Below are 14,764 nucleotides of genomic sequence, written 5' to 3'. Positions count from 1 at the left end.
ATGATGCCGTACACCATCGTGTAGCCGATCGCGATCAGGCCGTAAATCGCTCCAAGCGAAAGGCCGTTGATCAATTGCTGTAGAAAATAGTCCATGAAGTTGTCGCCCGAAGTTTGAGGCCCTTTCCTGCACGAACGAGCGGCAGGAAAGGGCTTGGAGGTCGGGACGGACGGCGCGATCGAGCCACGGCGCCGCTCGTCCCGGTTCAGGACGAGCGGCGGGCATGTCCCCGCGTTCGGCGGCCGTGGTTACAGCTCCGTTCGTCAGGGCAGGCGTTTTATCGGGATCACTTCAGGGGAGCGTAGGTGCCGTTGTTCCAGGCATAGAGCACGAAGGGCTCGGAGTTCGGATCGCCCTTCCGGTCGAACCGGATGTCGCCCAGCACGGTGTGATAGGTGCCGGCACGCAATGCGTCGGCGAGCTTGTCGCCTTTCATCGTCTTCGCCGCTTTGGCGGCGTCGGCCAGAACGTTGACGGCGGCGTAGGTGTAAAGGGTGAAGCCCTCCGGCTCGAAGCCGGCGGCACGGAAACGCCGCACCAGATCGGCGGTGCCGGCGTTGACGCGCGGGTCCGGGTAGAAGGTGAACATCACGCCATCGCTGGCCGGCCCGGCGATGGACGCGAATTCGGTGGTCGCCAAGCCGTCGCCGGCGACGAACCGTGACTTGAGCCCCTGTTCGGATGCCTGGCGAACCAGCAGCCCGGCCTCGGTGTGGTAACCGCCAAAAAAGACCAGATCGACGTTCAAGGCCCGCAGCCGGGCGACCAGGGGCGAGAAATCGCGCTCGCCCTGGGTGATGCCTTCGAACAGCACGGTGTTGATGCCCTGTTTCGCCAGTTCGGCTCGCACTCCCTCGGCGATGCCCTGGCCATAGGTGGATTTGTCGTGGACGACGGCGATGGTTTGCCCGAGATGCCGGCTGACGATCTGCTTCGCCGCCACGCCGGCGGCCTGGTCGTCCCGCCCGCAGACGCGGAACATGTTGGTCAGGCCACGCTCGGTGATCGTCGGGTTGGTCGAGGCTGGCGTCACGATCACCAATCCGGCTTCCGCATAGACGCTGGAGGCCGGAATGGTGGAGCTGGAGCAGAAATGCCCGACCACCGCCTGCACGCCGTCGGCGACGAAGCGGTTGGCGACGGCCACCGCCTGCTTGGGGTCGCAGGCGTCATCGGCCACCTGCAGGACGACCTTCTCACCATTGATGCCGCCGGCGGCGTTGAGATCGGCGACGGCGAGATCGGCGCCACGCCGCATCTGCTCCATGAAGGAGGCGTACTGCCCGGTGACCGGCCCGGCGAGGCCCAGCTTGACGTCGGCCGCCGCCGCCGTCGGCACTAGTGCCGCGAGCGAGATGCCGAAACGAAGCAGGTTGCCGCGGAACAGCTTGCGGATGAGCGTGTCGGATCGAGACCCAGCTTGAGACATTGATCGAGACATGGAACTTCCCCATTCGTTGACGCGGCATGTTGTTGTGTCGTTGCATCCGTCCGCCGGGCCGCATGCGGCGGACGTGTCTCGGCAAAACCCGTCTTTCAGTGAGCCCGATGTCAGAAGGCCAGCACCTCGCGCAATCCGTTGAGATCGGCGAACTCATGGTCCGGCCGGGGTTGCCACGGCCCCAGCCGGTCCCCTGTGCGGTTGATCCAGACGACCCGCATGCCCAGCGGCTTGGCTCCGTCGATGTCTGCCCAGGAGGCCAGCGAGGCGTGCAAGACCTCGCCGGGGGCAAGCGCCAGCCGTTCCAGAGCCAGACGGAAGATACGCTCCGACGGTTTGTAGGCCCGGGCCATCTCGGCGGTCGTGACGCTGGGGAAGAAGGAGGCCAGCCGGCTGCGCGCGAACAGGTCGCTGTCCATGTTGGTGATCGGCATCAGCGGGTATTTGGCCGCCAGCAGAGCGAGGATCTCCGGCACCTCGGGGTGCGGCGGCGCCTGTTCGACGAGGCCGGTCAGCAGCGTCTCGGTCAGGGGTGGAAGCTGATCCGTATCCACCTGCTCGACCCCGGCCTCGGCCAGCGTGGCGGCCAGCGCCTCGGCGGCTACCTCGCGATACCGGCGATAGGCGGACGACCGGTAGAGCTGGACGTTGCGCATGTCCCAGTCGAGGTAGAGGGCGGCGGCATCCAGGTCGCCGCGGCCCAGCCTGGACAGCACCTGCGCCATGCCGGCGGTGCCGCCGGCATCGACATCCACCAGCGTGCCGAAATAATCGAAGGTGACGGCCTTGATCGCGTCCATTCCTGCTCCTGTTCTCAAGACGACTTGCGTGTGGCGAAACGGGCGACCCGTTCGGCAGCCTCGGGATTGCCGAACGCCTCGATGGTGGCCGCGGCTTCCAGGTCGAGGGCACGGCGCAGCAGGTCGGACAGGTCGACGGTCATCAGGCGCTTCAGCCGGCCGGTGGAGAAGCGCGACTTCCCGGCCACTACCGCCGCCAGCTCCGTTGCGGTGTCGAGCAGCGTCTCGCGCGGGACCACCCGGTTGACCAGTCCGAGTTCCGCCAGCCGTGCCGCCGACTGCCGTTCACCCAGAAGCATCAGCTCCATCGCCCGCTGATAGCCGACCGCCAGGGGCAGCAGATGCGTCACCCCGCCGGTTACAAACTGACCCCAGTCCATTTCGGGGAAGAAGGCCTGGAGGTCGGCAGAGGCGACCACGAGATCGCAATTCAGCAGCCATTCGAACCCGCCGCCCACGGCGAAGCCATGCACCGCCCCCACGACGATCTTCGACCCGAACATGAGGTCGTGGGTGATCTGCTGGATGCCGGCGATGTGGGCGCGGATCGCGGCATCGTCGTGGGTCTGCTGGTCGAACTCCTTGAGGTCGTCGCCCGCGCAGAAGGCCCGCCCGGCGCCGCACAGCAGGATGACCGACACGTCCGGACGCTCCGCCGCCTCGGTCAGCGCGGCGTGAAGGTCATGCAGCAGGGCGGTGCCGATGGCGTTCATCCGCTCCGGCCGGTTCAGCGTCACGCGGCCGATGCCGGCCGCCACATCGAGAGTGACCGTGCTCATGATGCGACCCTTTCGATCCAGTCGGTTTTGCCGGCGGTGCGCGGCAGCGAGTCATGCGGGATCATGGTGACCGAGGCCGTGGCGCCGGCCTGTTCACGCACCGCCTTCTCCAGTTCAGCCGCTGCCGTGGGCCATGCCGTCTCGGGCAGCCCCTCCGCCGCCTCGACGCGCAGTTGGATGCGGTCGTAGGGTCCCGGCCCGACCAGCCGGATCCGGAAATGGCCGGACGACAGCGTCGGCTGACTGCTGACCGCCTTGCGGACCGCACTGGGGAAGACGTTGATTCCGCGCACGTTGAACATGTCGTCGGTGCGCCCGCTGACGCGAAAGCGCCAGGAGGTCCGGCCGCAGGCACAGCGCCCGGTGCCGGTCACGGTGACGACGTCGCGGGTGCGATAGCGGATCAGCGGCTGGCATTCCTTTTCGATGTGGGTGCAGACCAGCTCGCCGACCGTGCCCTCGCGGATCGGCAGGCGGTTGCCCGCCGCGTCGAGGATCTCGGCGAACAGGTAGTCGCTGCCGTGGAAATGCAGGTCGGTGGTCGCCTCGCACTGGCTGCCCAGCGTGCTCAGCACCTCGCTGAGGCCGTAATTGGCGTTGCGTACGCCGAAGCCCCAGGTCTCCTCCATCGTGGCGCGGAAAGCGGCGTTGTCCAGCCCGGCCTCGCCGCCGAACAGGCCGAGCCGAAGCCCGAGGTCGCGCGGCGCCGGACCGCCTTCGTCACGCAACAGCTTTTCCAGCAGCGCCGGGTAGGACGGCGTGCAGGAGATGGCGGTGATCTTCAAGTCGCGGATGGTCTGGAGAAGCTGCCTGGTGTTGCCGACGCCGAACGGCACCACCGTCGCACCGGCCGCTTCCAGCGTCATGTGGTCGGTCACGCCGCCGGTCCACATGCAGTAGTTCAGGCAATGCACCACGCGATCGGCCGACCGCAGTCCGGAGGCATGCATCGCCCGGCCGCCGATGGTGGCGATGCGGTCGCAGTCCTGCCGGCTGTTGGCGAGGTTGAGCGCACGGCCGGTGGTGCCGGAGGTGCGGTGCAGCCGGACGATGCTCTCCTCCGCACAGGCCACATAGTCGCCGAAGGGATAGGCGGCTTCCTGACCGGCGCGGAGATCCTCCTTGTCGGTCAGCGGCAGATCCTGGAGGCCGTCGAGCGTCACCGGTCTCCCGATGCTGGCGGGCAGCATGCGCCGGTACATCGCGGACCGATCGGACACATAGTCCCATTGCACCGCCCAAAGGCGATCCTGCAGGGCGCGGACCTCGCCGTCGGCCAAGGTCTCGAAGTCGGGATGGAGAAGATCGGAGGTCGGCATCAGGGCCTCGGTCTGGATGGTGGAGGCACCGGTCATGAACCGGAGCGCGCGGCGGCACGGGATTCGGCACGGGATTCGATGGCGGATTGCGGCAGGATGGCGCGTGCGTGCCGGCCCTGGCCGATCTTGCCGCCGGCGTCTTCCGACCAGACGTTGAACCAGTAGAGAGCGCCCTCGCGGCCGGTGAAGCGGGCACTGGTCCTCACCTGACCACCGACCGGCGTCGGTGCGACGTGCGACACCTCCAGCCTGGCTCCGACAGACAGCTCTCCAGGCTGGAGCACGGGGCGCAGCAGGGCGGCGCAGGCGCGCTCCATCTCGGCGATCATCACCGGCGTGGCGAGGACCTGCGGGTAGCGTTCGTTGGGCTCGCGGGCGAAGGTGGCAGCCGTCATCGACGCGTCGACGACGAGCTGCACCGTTTCGACGCGCTCCGGATCCAGGGGGATGATCATACGGGCTGTCTCCTGTTCAGGGGCTCACCCGTCACTATGCAACGGCCGTGCCAACCTTCGCCGGACCGGCGCAGGAGGCAGAACATCGAACGAAATCCGTCGGTTAGTCTGCTGCCGGGAGAGAATGCCGACTTCGCAGGCCGTGACCTCCAAGGCGGATGTTAAAAAATAAAACGATAAAAAAATTTACGATCGTTCAAAATCAAGACGGCTTGCTCTCTCCGGCCCGCTGCAAGGCGATCCCGTAATCGCGGATTTTGCTGTAAAGCGTCGGCCGGGCGATGCCGAGGATTTCCGCCGCTTTGGTCACGTTGTGGTCCACATGGACCAGCGTGGCGGCGATGACGTCGCGTTCATGTTCGCGCAGCGATTTCAGGGCCAGCGGCATGGCCGGACGCGGTGTCGGCGGCCTTGCATCGCCGGGTGGGTCGAAACATTGAATTTCCGTGCCGTCGGACAGCACGACGAGGCGCTCCAAGGTGTTTTCGAGTTCACGGACATTGCCCGGCCAGTCGTACTCGGCCATCGACCGCAGGGCGGGCTCGGCGATGGTGAAGATCGGCTTACCGGCGTTGGCGGCGTATTTGCGTAGGAAGTGGGTTGCCAGCATCGGGATGTCGCTTCTGCGGTCCTTCAGGGCCGGGATGGCGATCGAGACGACGTGCAGGCGGTAATACAGGTCGTCGCGGAACTCCCGCCGGGCAATGGCATCTTTCAGATTCCGATTGGACGCGGCGATGACCCGGACATCGACCGGGATGGGCCGGAGGGCGCCGATCCGGGTGACCTCGCGTTCCTGGAGGACGCGCAGCAGCTTGGCCTGGAGGTCGAGCGGCATCTCCGTGATCTCGTCGAGGAAGATCGTTCCTCCGGAAGCCATTTCGAACTTGCCCGGTCGCCCACCCTTCTGCGCCCCGGTGAAGCTGCCGGCGACGTAACCGAACAACTCGCTTTCGATCAGCTCGCGCGGCAGGGCTGCGCAATTGACGGCGATGAAGGGGGCGTCGCGGCGGTCGCCATGGGCATGGATGGCCTGGGCGAAGACCTCCTTGCCGCTGCCGCTCGGCCCATTCAGCAGGATGTTCGCGGTGCCGAGCGCCGCCTTGCGGGCATCGCCAATGGCCTGGCGCAGGCAATCCGACGTGCCGATGATGTCGTCGAAGGTGTAGCGCACCGGACTGCCGGCGATCTGCTGCGCGATCCGCTTGGCGCGGTTGAACTCCCGGAAGGTGTTGACGACCGATTGGACCTTGCCCTGTGCGTCCTTGATGGGAATGGCGGTGTCGATCAGGTGCAGGTGGCGCCGGCCGGAATCGATGATCAGTTCCCGGTCGTAATAGCCGATGCCGGTGCGGAAGATCGGCGCGATGATTGGCTCGAAATCGAGCAGTTCGGCAAAGCGGCGGCCGACGCTCTGCTCCGGGTTCAGGGTTAGAATACGGCCGGCCGGCGCATTCATGTGGCGGACCCGGCCATCCTCGTCCACCACCAGCAATCCATCGGAGATGCTGTCAATGATGGCCCGCTGCTCGACCAGCATGCGGTCGAGATTTCCACTGGTCTCGACCGCACCCATCTGGGCGCTGGTGCTTTCGGCGCACAACAGGGCAAGGCCGCTCAACGTATCGGTTCCAACCGATGCGTCCGACACCAGCGCCATGGCGCCGTGCAAGGCGGTGTTCAAGCCGAAGAGGGGGGCGGCGGCGATCGTGGTATCTGTCAGGTCGACGCTGACATGGTGCCAGCTGGATGTGACCATCGGGCGCCGTTCCCGCAGGCACAAATCGATGGCATTGGTGCCGAGGGCATCCTCCACCGCCGACCGGCCCTCGCCCAAGCCGGCCGCATCCAGCCGTTCGACGAAGGAACGGTCTCCGGCGACGCTGTGGATGATCAAGTCGCTGTCGACCAGGACGATGGCGACGGGATGATCGCGGCCCAGGATCAGACGGATCGAGCCGAGGATCAGCGCGCCGGTGGCCGCTATGCCACCCAGCAGCCAATTTGCCGAAAGCCGCTCCCTCGGCACCGGACGGGCAGCCTCTTCCGGCACCTGGTCGCGCAGGCGCCGCCAGGAAGACAGCACCGCCTCGTCCAAACACCCAGGCGGCAGCTCCTCGCCCCTCAGGAAACGGTCACGGGGTGTGTCCGAGAAGGCGTATCGTGCCGTCATGGGCGAATCCGTTACAGGGGGAAATACAAGGGATGATCTTGCCCCGGTTCGGTGGACACGGGTTCACGCGGATTGTAGCTCGGCCTGTTCAGGGGTGATGTATCCGATCGGCGCGTTGGCGATTGTAGTAGGTTTCGATGTAGGCGAACACCTCCCGGCGCGCTTGGTCGCGGGGTTCGAATCGAGTACGGTGAACCGACTCGACCTTTTCACCGCCGCGTAGGATTTCAGCTTATCGGTCAAGACGACACGTGGGGCGTAGCGTAGCCCTTTCAGCAGTTTGCGAAAGAAGCGCTTGGCTGCCTTCGTGTTGCGCCGGCTCTGGATCAGGATGTCCAGCACCACGCCGTTCTGGTCGATGACGCGCCACAGGTAGTGCTGCTTGCCGCGGATGCGGATGAACACCTCGTCTGTCACCCGGTCTGGGCCGGCGACGCCTGAGGGTGTTGGCGAAGTCACGCCCGAACCGGAGGCCCCATTCCCGTATGGTCTCGTAGCTGACCTCGATGCCTCGCGCCGCCAGGATCAGTTCGACTTCCCGCAGGCTCAAGCTGAAGCAGTGGTACAGCCACGCCGCTTCGCTGATGATCTCGGCCGGAAAGCGGAAACCGCGATAGGGATTGGACGCCGTGCTCATGCTCGCCAACCTGCCACGCCGGAGCGGCCCACGCCAACCTGACAATACCGGCGCGAGAGCTGACGGAACCTTGCGGAGAACCCACAGCAATTCCCCGCAGAGTGTGCGGCGAATTATTTGAGCCTTGCGGCGAATCTGCCTACACTCGCCGCAGGGAATGCGGAGAACGTGAACCATGGCGACCTACATTTGGCAGCGAGAGGACTGGCCGAGCTTCAGCTGGAACGCCGGCGCTCTGCTCTCCCCTCTGGCCGACGCACGGCATCGCCAGGGGCTGTTTCTCGGCAAGATGCGCGACATCGGCATCGATGGCCGTCTTGAAGCCGAGTTGGTGGCGCTGACCGAGGATGTCGAGAAGACCAGCGCGATTGAAGGTGAGGTTCTGAATCCGTCCAGCATCCGCTCCTCCATCGCGCGCCGCCTCGGCATTCCTGACGCCGGACTCGGCCCCACCGATCGGAAGGTTGAGGGGGTCGTCGAGATCGTCCTGGACGCAGCCAAGAACTACGCGGCGCCGCTGACCAACGAGAGGATCTTCGGCTGGCACGCAGCCCTGTTTCCGACCGGCTACAGCGGGAAAGACCGGATTGATGTCGCGCGGTGGCGAACCGATCGCCATGGCCCCATGCAGGTGGTCTCCAGCACCTTCTCGCCGGCGCCGGTCGTCCACTTCGAGGCGCCGCCGGCCGGTTGCGTGCCTGGCGAGATAGCCGCGTTCCTGGCGTGGTTCAACGCCTCCCGGTCGATCGATCCACTGCTGCGGGCAGGCCTCGCCCACCTCTGGTTCGTGACGATCCATCCGATGGACGATGGCAACGGCCGTATCGCCAGAGCCATCGCCGATCTGGCGATCGCCCAAGCGGAGCGAAGTGGCCAGCGCTTCTACAGCATGTCGGGCGCCATCGAGCGGGACAAACGACGCTACTACGCCGCTCTAGAGGCCGCCCAGAGGGGCGACCTGGATATTACCGACTGGTTGCTGTGGTTTCTCGAATGCTACGCCAACGCTATCGCCGCCGCTGAGGCCATCACCGACCGGGTCTTCACCAGGGCAAAGTTCTGGATGGCGCAGGACGGCGGGCTACCCTTCTCCGAGCGCCAGCGTAAGGTGCTGACCAAGCTGCTCGACGGCTTCGAGGGGAACCTGACAACGAAGAAGTGGGCGAGCATCTGCGGCTGTTCCGCGGACACTGCGCTGCGCGACATCAACGATCTCGTCACTCGCGGGCTGCTCGTCAGGAACCCCGGAGGGAGCAAGAATACGAGCTTCACCTTCCGCTGGCCCCCCACACAGCCGCCAGACATGCCAACGGGCTGATGAGCACTCCTCCCGCGACGAAAGGGCCCAACCTTAGCCGCAGCCGGAGTGGAGGACATCGCCGTGTTCAACGATCACAGGGCTCGCGCCGGCGCCACGCTCAGTCTGCGCGATCTCGCCGAGATCCTGCACCTGTGCGGCTTGGTATTGCTCCTCGATGACCCCCGTATCAGGCCGCTGCCAGGGTCCGGCGGCCGCCGGGTTGTTGCACGGATGGGGTCGCTGTCGTAGGCAGCGGCCCCGCCTCTGTTTAGGTTTCTGACCGTGCCCTACAAAGCGAACGCCGCCCGCCGACACCACATCGCGCGACCGAAGCGGCGCGTGACCAATTGGGCCGCTTATGATGAGGCCTTGCGTCAGCGCGGCAGTCTTACCGTCTGGGTGAGCGACGAGGCGATCGAGCAGTGGAAGGCGGCGCCCCGCACCACACCGGGTGGGCAGCCCCACTACTCGGACCTGGCGATCACCACGGCCCTGATGTTGAGGGCGGTGTTCCGTCTGGCGCTGCGCCAGACCGAGGGGCTGCTTGCCTCGATCCTCCACCTGCTCGGGCTTGATCTGCCGGTGCCCGACCATTCCACCATCGCCCGTCGCGCCCGGACGGTGACGCTGCCGTCAGTGCCGCGCTCGAGCGGCGGGCCTATCCACCTGCTGGTGGACAGCACCGGGCTGAAGCTGTGTGGTCCGGGGGAATGGCTGATCGAGAAGCACGGCACCAGGAAGCGGCGGTCCTGGCACACTCTGCACATCGGGATGGACGCCGGTACGAGCCGGATCGTCGCGGTCACGTTGACCGAGTGCGGCGTCGATGACGCCTCCCAGGTCGGCCCCTTGCTTGATCAGATCCCCGGACCAGTGGCCTCTCTGACCGGGGACGGCGCGTATGACCGGAGCGGCGTCTACGCATCCGTCTACGAGCGCCATCCCAAGGCCGCGGTGGTGGCGCCACCGCGCAGCGATGCCGTGCTCAGCGACACGGCCGCGACCGCTCCCAGCCAACGCGACCGTCACATCCAGATGATTGCGCAGGCGGGTCGGATGGCGTGGCAGCGGGCCAGCAGCTACAACAAGCGCGCCGGTGTGGAGAGCCAAATGGCGCGCTGGAAGGGCGTCCTCGGCGGGGCGCTGCGCTTCCATACCGATCAGGCGCAGACCACCGAGGTCGCCATCGGCGTCGCGGTCCTCAACCGCATGCTCGACCTCGGACGCCCGAATTCCGTCCGCGTCGCTTGATCACCAACGGGGCTGGGGTAATCTCTTGCCCCGCTCACCTCGCTGCAACATGCCGGTTGCCGGCGGAGCGGGGAATTGAGGACCGCAGAATTGCATTCACCTCCCGGGTCGACGTTGTCACGGCAACGGTGGTGGCCCGCTGGTCATGTCGGTATCCTCGCCGGATGTCGTCGATCTCGTATGCCCGCCATCAGTTCCCTCCGGCCGTCATTCAGCACGCCGTCCGGCTGTATCTGCGCTTCACGCTGAGCTACCGCGATGTCGAGGAGGTTCTGGCGGAGCGCGGTGTGGACGTGAGCTATGAAGCGGTCCGGCGCTGGGTGAGGTGGACCCGGAATTTGAGACAGGTGGCGAAGCGAGGGTCCTGCTCCTATAAGTAGCGCAATCACAGGAGCAGTACGTGAAGCAGACCCGCAAGAAGCACAGCGCGGCGTTCAAGGCGAAGGTGGCATTGGCCGCCATCAAGGGCGACCGCACGGTGGGTGAATTGGCCGGCGAGTTCGGCGTCCATCCCAGTCAGATCCATGCCTGGAAGAAGGCATTGCTCGACGGCGCCGCGGGCGTGTTCGAGACCGGCAGCGATCGCGAGGACAAGGCCGCCGAGGCGCAGGTCGGCGAACTCTACCGGCAAATCGGCCAGTTGAAGGTCGAGAACGATTTTTTGTCCAGGAGGCTCGGCAAGTAGGTCGAGCCCAGCGTCGCGCGATGATCGACCGCGCGAGTTGCAAGCTGGCCGATGGCCCGCCATTGCATGCCGCAGAAGCACACGCACCACACCGTCATGATCGCCTTGCGCAACGCTGCTCCGGTGAGCGCCAGCTTCGGCCCGGAACGGGTCGGGCGACTGCCGTCGGCCGCCATCGCCGCCAACTCGGTCAGAACCTCGTCCACGAAGGCATCAACGTCCGAGAACGCATCCCAGGACGCCGGTGTGGTGCTTGCGGGATGAACGGCCGTGCCCAATAGCATGGAGCTCTGATGGCTGTTGATGACGCCCACAGCCCTACCAGACCGGCCACCCGGCGCACTACCCCTCTTCAGCTTAAAGTAGCATCCCGCCCAGCACCGGCTAGGACGCGCCCGCTGCGGACAAGTTCTCACAGCTACCGCAGCTTCGCCGCCGCGATCGCCGCCTGAGAATCCAGGGCCCCCGGTTCCGTTGCAAAGTTCGATGGCGGCGCGGAGAGCCGCGGGAGGGTTGCGGGTTCCTCTGCCCGGTCCTCGTCCGCCCTCAGGCTTTGCAACGGAACCCGGCATTCTGCTTGCGAAACGCCGATGACACAGGATGAAACGCCGGGCCGCCGATCCCGCCTTTACAGCGCCGGCCCAATGATCTTATCTCCGCGGCATGGATCGTCGCAGGCTCCAGTTTTTCGTCGCGCTCTGCGAAGAGCTGCATTTCCACCGCGCCGCGGCGCGGTGCCACATCACGCAGCCAGCCCTCAGCCAGCAGTTGCGGCAGTTGGAGGAGGAACTGCAGGTTCAGCTGATCCACCGCAACAAACGGCGCGTCTCCCTGACAAGAGCCGGGGAGACCTTCCTGGGTGAAGCCCGGAAAATCCTGACTCAGATGGAACGGGCAGCACAGCTCGCGCGTCAGACGGACCGCGGCGAGATCGGTCAATTGTCGGTCGGCATGACGGCACCGGCGCTCTACATCGTCTTTCCCGAGATCATGCACCGCTTCCGCATGGCACTGCCGAATTTCGGCGTGAACGTCCATGTCATGACGACGTCAGAGCAGGAAGAGGCGTTGAGGGCGGGAACGATCGATGTCGGCATCTTCCATCCCCCGCTGGACGACCAGTCGCTGTCGTCGCACCCCATCGCGCGCATGCGCTTCAATGTCGTGCTGTCGGACCGCAATCCGTTGGCGGAGCGGCCGCGCCTGCGGCTGGAGGATCTTTCCAGGCAGCGCTTCATCATCTTCCCGCGGGTGATCGGCCCGCGCCTGTACGACGAGATCATCAGCCTGTGCCAGCAGGCCGGATTCAGCCCGGAACTGATCCTCGAAGCCTCGCCGGCGCAATCGATCATCGCGCTGGCCGCCGCCGACTTCGGCATCGGCCTCATCGCCTCCGATCTTCAGCAGTTCGCGCGGCCGGGGGTGGTCTACCGCCCGCTGGACGGGCCGGCCCCCCATTTGACGCTCGGGGTTGCCTACCAGGGCGACGACACCTCTCCCGCCATTCAGACATTCCTGAACGTCGCGACGATTGTGGGCGAACTGGTCTCCTGAGGGGCCGGCCCCTCGACGCGGCCACCGACGGTGACGCAGCGTTCAGTGAAAACTTTTCCTTATCAACCAATCATTTTTAAAAGTTGGACCTACTCAGTTCGTTGGCCCTATCGTTTGCATAACGGAGGATCAAGCCAATGAAAGTCTTCATGATTGGGGAGGCTGCCAATCACAAGGACAAGCTGGCCGCTTTCCTGACGGCTCCCTGCGATATCGTTCCCCTGCCCCGCGAAGCCGCCCACTCGTCCGGATTCGATTCCGCGATCACCGCCGACGACGTGGTCGTGTCCTTGCGCTTCTCCCGAAGGGGTGGCGCGATGCCGGATTTCCGCCTCCTGCATGTGCCGGGAGCCGGGCTGGATGGGATCGACATGGCCTCCCTGCCGTCCGGCGTCAGCGTATGCAACGTCTTCGAGCATGAAATTCCCATCGCGGAGTTCGTCATAGCGGCGATGTTGAACTGGGAAATCCGTCCTGACGCCCTGCGCGCGTCCTTCGCCACGGACACATGGTCCGATGTCTACCGGGCGCGCCTGCCGCATGGAGAGATCCATGGCCTGACCCTGGGCCTCGTCGGGTTCGGCCGCATCGGGCGGACAATCGCCCGGAGGGCGGCGGCCTTCGGCATGCGCATCATCGCCGTCGACCAGTTCGCCACCGACGCAGACGGTCTGGCGGAGGCGATCCTTCCGCCGGAACGCCTGTCGGACCTGCTGGCTCAATCGGATTTCCTGGTGATCGCCTGTCCGCTGACCGAGGAAACGCGCGGGCTGATCGGAGCGGCCGAACTCGCCGCCATGAAGCCGACGGGCGTGCTGGTCAACGTCTCCCGCGCGCCCATCGTCGACGAGGCGGCGCTGTTCGACGCGCTGCGACGCCGGACCATCGGCGGTGCCGTGCTCGACGTCTGGTACGGCTATCCGGCGGGCGCCGACGACCGGGTGGCGCCCTCGCGCTTCCGCTTCGAGGATCTACCCAATGCGATCTGCACCCCGCATTCGTCGGCCTGGACGACCCGTCTGCCCGAGCGCCGCTATGCCTTCATCGCGCGGAACATCAATCGGCTGACTGCCGGCGAGCCGCTGCTGAACCTGGTGCGGGCGCCTGCCGTGGCCCCGCAACCCGCCATCCAAAACACGAGCATCCCATGATCCGAGATACCGAGGACCTCGCCCGCCGCAGCGCCGGCGTGCCGATCAAGATCACCGGCGTGAAGACCTTCGTCGTCAACGCCGAGATGCGCAACTGGATCTTCGTGAAGGTCCTGACCGACCAGCCCGGCCTGTATGGCTGGGGCGAGGCCAGCCTGAACTGGAAGACGCGGGCGGTCACCGGCGCTGTCGAGGATCTGGAGCCGACCGTTCTCGGTCGCGACCCGCGCGACATCGAGCAGTGCCTCCGCGCGATGAACAAGTTCAGCTACTACAAGCTCGGCATGGTCGGCGTGACGGCGATCAGCGGCATCGAGCACGCGTTGTGGGACATCTTCGGCAAGAGCGTCGGCCTGCCGGTGTGGCGCCTGCTCGGCGGCAAGGTGCGCGACCGCGTGCGCGTCTACACCCATCTCGGTCTCGGCGAGATGAAGTCGGTCTACGAGACCTTCGACGTCGGCTCGCTGAAGGAGCGCGCCGCCGCGGTGACGGAGAAGGGCTACGACGCGCTCAAGGTGGTGTTCATCCCCTACGGCGCCCACAGCGCGCCGGTCCCGGCACAGCGCCATGTCGGCAAGATGATGCAGGCGCTGCGCGACACGGTGGGAGACGGCGTCGACATCATGATCGATTTCCACGGCCGCCCCGGCTCCATCGCCGCCGCCATGGGCTATATCCGCGAACTGGAGCCCTACCGGCCGATGTTCTGCGAGGAACCGGTCCAACCCGGCGACACCGAGGCGCTGCGCCGCATCGCCGAGCAGGCCGACTGCCCCATCGCGTCGGGTGAGCGGCTGGTCGGGCTGAGAGAGTTCATGCCCGTCTTCGCGCAGAAGGCGGTGCACATCGCCCAGCCCGACCTGAACCACACCGGCGGCCTGTTGGAAGGGAAAAGGATCGCGGCGCTGGCGGAGGCGGAGCTGATCGGCATCGCCCCGCACAATCCCAACGGCCCGCTGGCCGGCGTCGCCGCCCTGCATTTCGACATCTCCACGCCGAACTTCGTCATCCAGGAGGAAATGAGCGGCGCCGTTCCCTGGTACGACGACGTCGTGCAGACGCCGATCCGCCGCACCGGCAGCCATTGGGAGGTGCCGGATGCCCCCGGCTTCGGCATCGAGGTGAACGAGGCGGAGGCGGCCAAGCACCCGTTCAAACCGGAGGTGATGCACACGACCTCCGCCGTCCTCGACGACGGCACCATCGTCGATTGGTAAGC

General features: G+C 66.0%; 13 protein-coding genes and 5 pseudogenes. 8 read left to right on the top strand and 10 right to left on the bottom strand.

Annotation, left to right across the window (positions count from 1 at the left end; all coding sequences use genetic code 11):
• From J2848_RS35235 to J2848_RS35195, 9 genes and pseudogenes are all read right to left on the bottom strand, one after another.
• Window positions 1–95: pseudogene (locus J2848_RS35235) on the bottom strand (branched-chain amino acid ABC transporter permease LivH); the annotation flags it as partial.
• A 191-nt stretch (window positions 96–286) separates the two neighbouring features.
• Entirely contained in the window at window positions 287–1,441 is a 1,155-nt protein-coding gene (locus J2848_RS35230) for a branched-chain amino acid ABC transporter substrate-binding protein (protein WP_246194533.1), read from the bottom strand.
• 110 nt (window positions 1,442–1,551) lie between these two features.
• Window positions 1,552–2,241 carry an HAD family hydrolase gene (locus tag J2848_RS35225; protein ID WP_149235614.1) on the bottom strand — a complete coding sequence of 230 codons (690 nt, stop codon included), beginning with the start codon at window positions 2,239–2,241 and terminating at the stop codon, window positions 1,552–1,554.
• Window positions 2,242–2,255: 14 nt separating this feature from the next.
• Entirely contained in the window at window positions 2,256–3,020 is a 765-nt protein-coding gene (locus J2848_RS35220) for an enoyl-CoA hydratase/isomerase family protein (protein WP_149235613.1), read from the bottom strand.
• On the bottom strand, window positions 3,017–4,375 hold the full coding sequence (locus J2848_RS35215; protein WP_211103376.1) for a phenylacetate--CoA ligase family protein: 1,359 nt from the start codon (window positions 4,373–4,375) through the stop codon (window positions 3,017–3,019). Before J2848_RS35215 ends, J2848_RS35220 begins: the two co-directional genes overlap by 4 nt.
• The gene (locus tag J2848_RS35210; RefSeq protein ID WP_149235612.1) at window positions 4,372–4,794 is read right to left on the bottom strand and encodes a thioesterase family protein; all 423 of its coding nucleotides are present in this window, start codon (window positions 4,792–4,794) and stop codon (window positions 4,372–4,374) included. Before J2848_RS35210 ends, J2848_RS35215 begins: the two co-directional genes overlap by 4 nt.
• Window positions 4,795–4,996: 202 nt before the next feature.
• A complete protein-coding gene (locus J2848_RS35205) occupies window positions 4,997–6,967 on the bottom strand; it encodes a sigma-54 interaction domain-containing protein (RefSeq protein WP_211103375.1) in 1,971 nt (656 codons plus the stop codon).
• A gap of 63 nt (window positions 6,968–7,030) precedes the next feature.
• Window positions 7,031–7,175: pseudogene (locus tag J2848_RS35200) on the bottom strand (IS3 family transposase); the annotation flags it as partial.
• Window positions 7,176–7,189: 14 nt separating this feature from the next.
• Window positions 7,190–7,372, bottom strand: a pseudogene (locus J2848_RS35195) (DDE-type integrase/transposase/recombinase); the annotation flags it as partial.
• A gap of 407 nt (window positions 7,373–7,779) precedes the next feature.
• Between J2848_RS35195 and J2848_RS35190 the strand changes: the two are divergent.
• The 4 genes and pseudogenes from J2848_RS35190 (at window position 7,780) to J2848_RS35175 (ending at window position 10,840) form a co-directional block, all read left to right on the top strand.
• A complete protein-coding gene (locus J2848_RS35190; protein WP_149235611.1) occupies window positions 7,780–8,922 on the top strand; it encodes a Fic family protein in 1,143 nt (380 codons plus the stop codon).
• A gap of 264 nt (window positions 8,923–9,186) precedes the next feature.
• Window positions 9,187–10,155 (top strand): IS5 family transposase, encoded by a 969-nt coding sequence (locus tag J2848_RS35185; protein ID WP_149235610.1) that lies wholly within the window; start codon window positions 9,187–9,189, stop codon window positions 10,153–10,155.
• A gap of 164 nt (window positions 10,156–10,319) precedes the next feature.
• Window positions 10,320–10,481 (top strand): annotated as a pseudogene (locus tag J2848_RS35180) (IS6 family transposase); the annotation flags it as partial.
• A 74-nt stretch (window positions 10,482–10,555) separates the two neighbouring features.
• Window positions 10,556–10,840, top strand: a complete 285-nt coding sequence (locus J2848_RS35175; protein WP_149235609.1) for a transposase — start codon at window positions 10,556–10,558, stop codon at window positions 10,838–10,840.
• On the opposite strand, the gene J2848_RS35170 is transcribed toward J2848_RS35175, so the two are convergent.
• Entirely contained in the window at window positions 10,777–11,154 is a 378-nt protein-coding gene (locus J2848_RS35170; RefSeq protein ID WP_149235608.1) for a hypothetical protein, read from the bottom strand. The genes J2848_RS35175 and J2848_RS35170 overlap by 64 nt on opposite strands.
• A gap of 349 nt (window positions 11,155–11,503) precedes the next feature.
• Here J2848_RS35170 and J2848_RS36265 point away from each other — a divergent pair.
• The 4 genes and pseudogenes from J2848_RS36265 to J2848_RS35150 form a co-directional block, all read left to right on the top strand.
• A pseudogene (locus J2848_RS36265) lies at window positions 11,504–11,629 on the top strand (LysR family transcriptional regulator); the annotation flags it as partial.
• Window positions 11,630–11,779: 150 nt separating this feature from the next.
• The gene (locus J2848_RS35160) at window positions 11,780–12,394 is read left to right on the top strand and encodes a LysR family substrate-binding domain-containing protein (RefSeq protein WP_246194529.1); all 615 of its coding nucleotides are present in this window, start codon (window positions 11,780–11,782) and stop codon (window positions 12,392–12,394) included.
• Between the two features lie 137 nt (window positions 12,395–12,531).
• Complete coding sequence (locus tag J2848_RS35155) at window positions 12,532–13,545, top strand: 2-hydroxyacid dehydrogenase (RefSeq protein ID WP_149235606.1); 1,014 nt, start codon at window positions 12,532–12,534, stop codon at window positions 13,543–13,545.
• Window positions 13,542–14,762 carry an enolase C-terminal domain-like protein gene (locus tag J2848_RS35150; protein ID WP_211103373.1) on the top strand — a complete coding sequence of 407 codons (1,221 nt, stop codon included), beginning with the start codon at window positions 13,542–13,544 and terminating at the stop codon, window positions 14,760–14,762. The genes J2848_RS35155 and J2848_RS35150 overlap by 4 nt, the downstream gene beginning before the upstream one ends.
• Window positions 14,763–14,764: the final 2 nt, after the last annotated feature.

The organism is Azospirillum lipoferum, assembly GCF_024170005.1.
Lineage (GTDB): Bacteria > Pseudomonadota > Alphaproteobacteria > Azospirillales > Azospirillaceae > Azospirillum > Azospirillum lipoferum.
The sequence above is the reverse complement of the archived record's forward strand: the minus strand, read 5'-3'. Positions and strand labels throughout refer to the sequence as shown.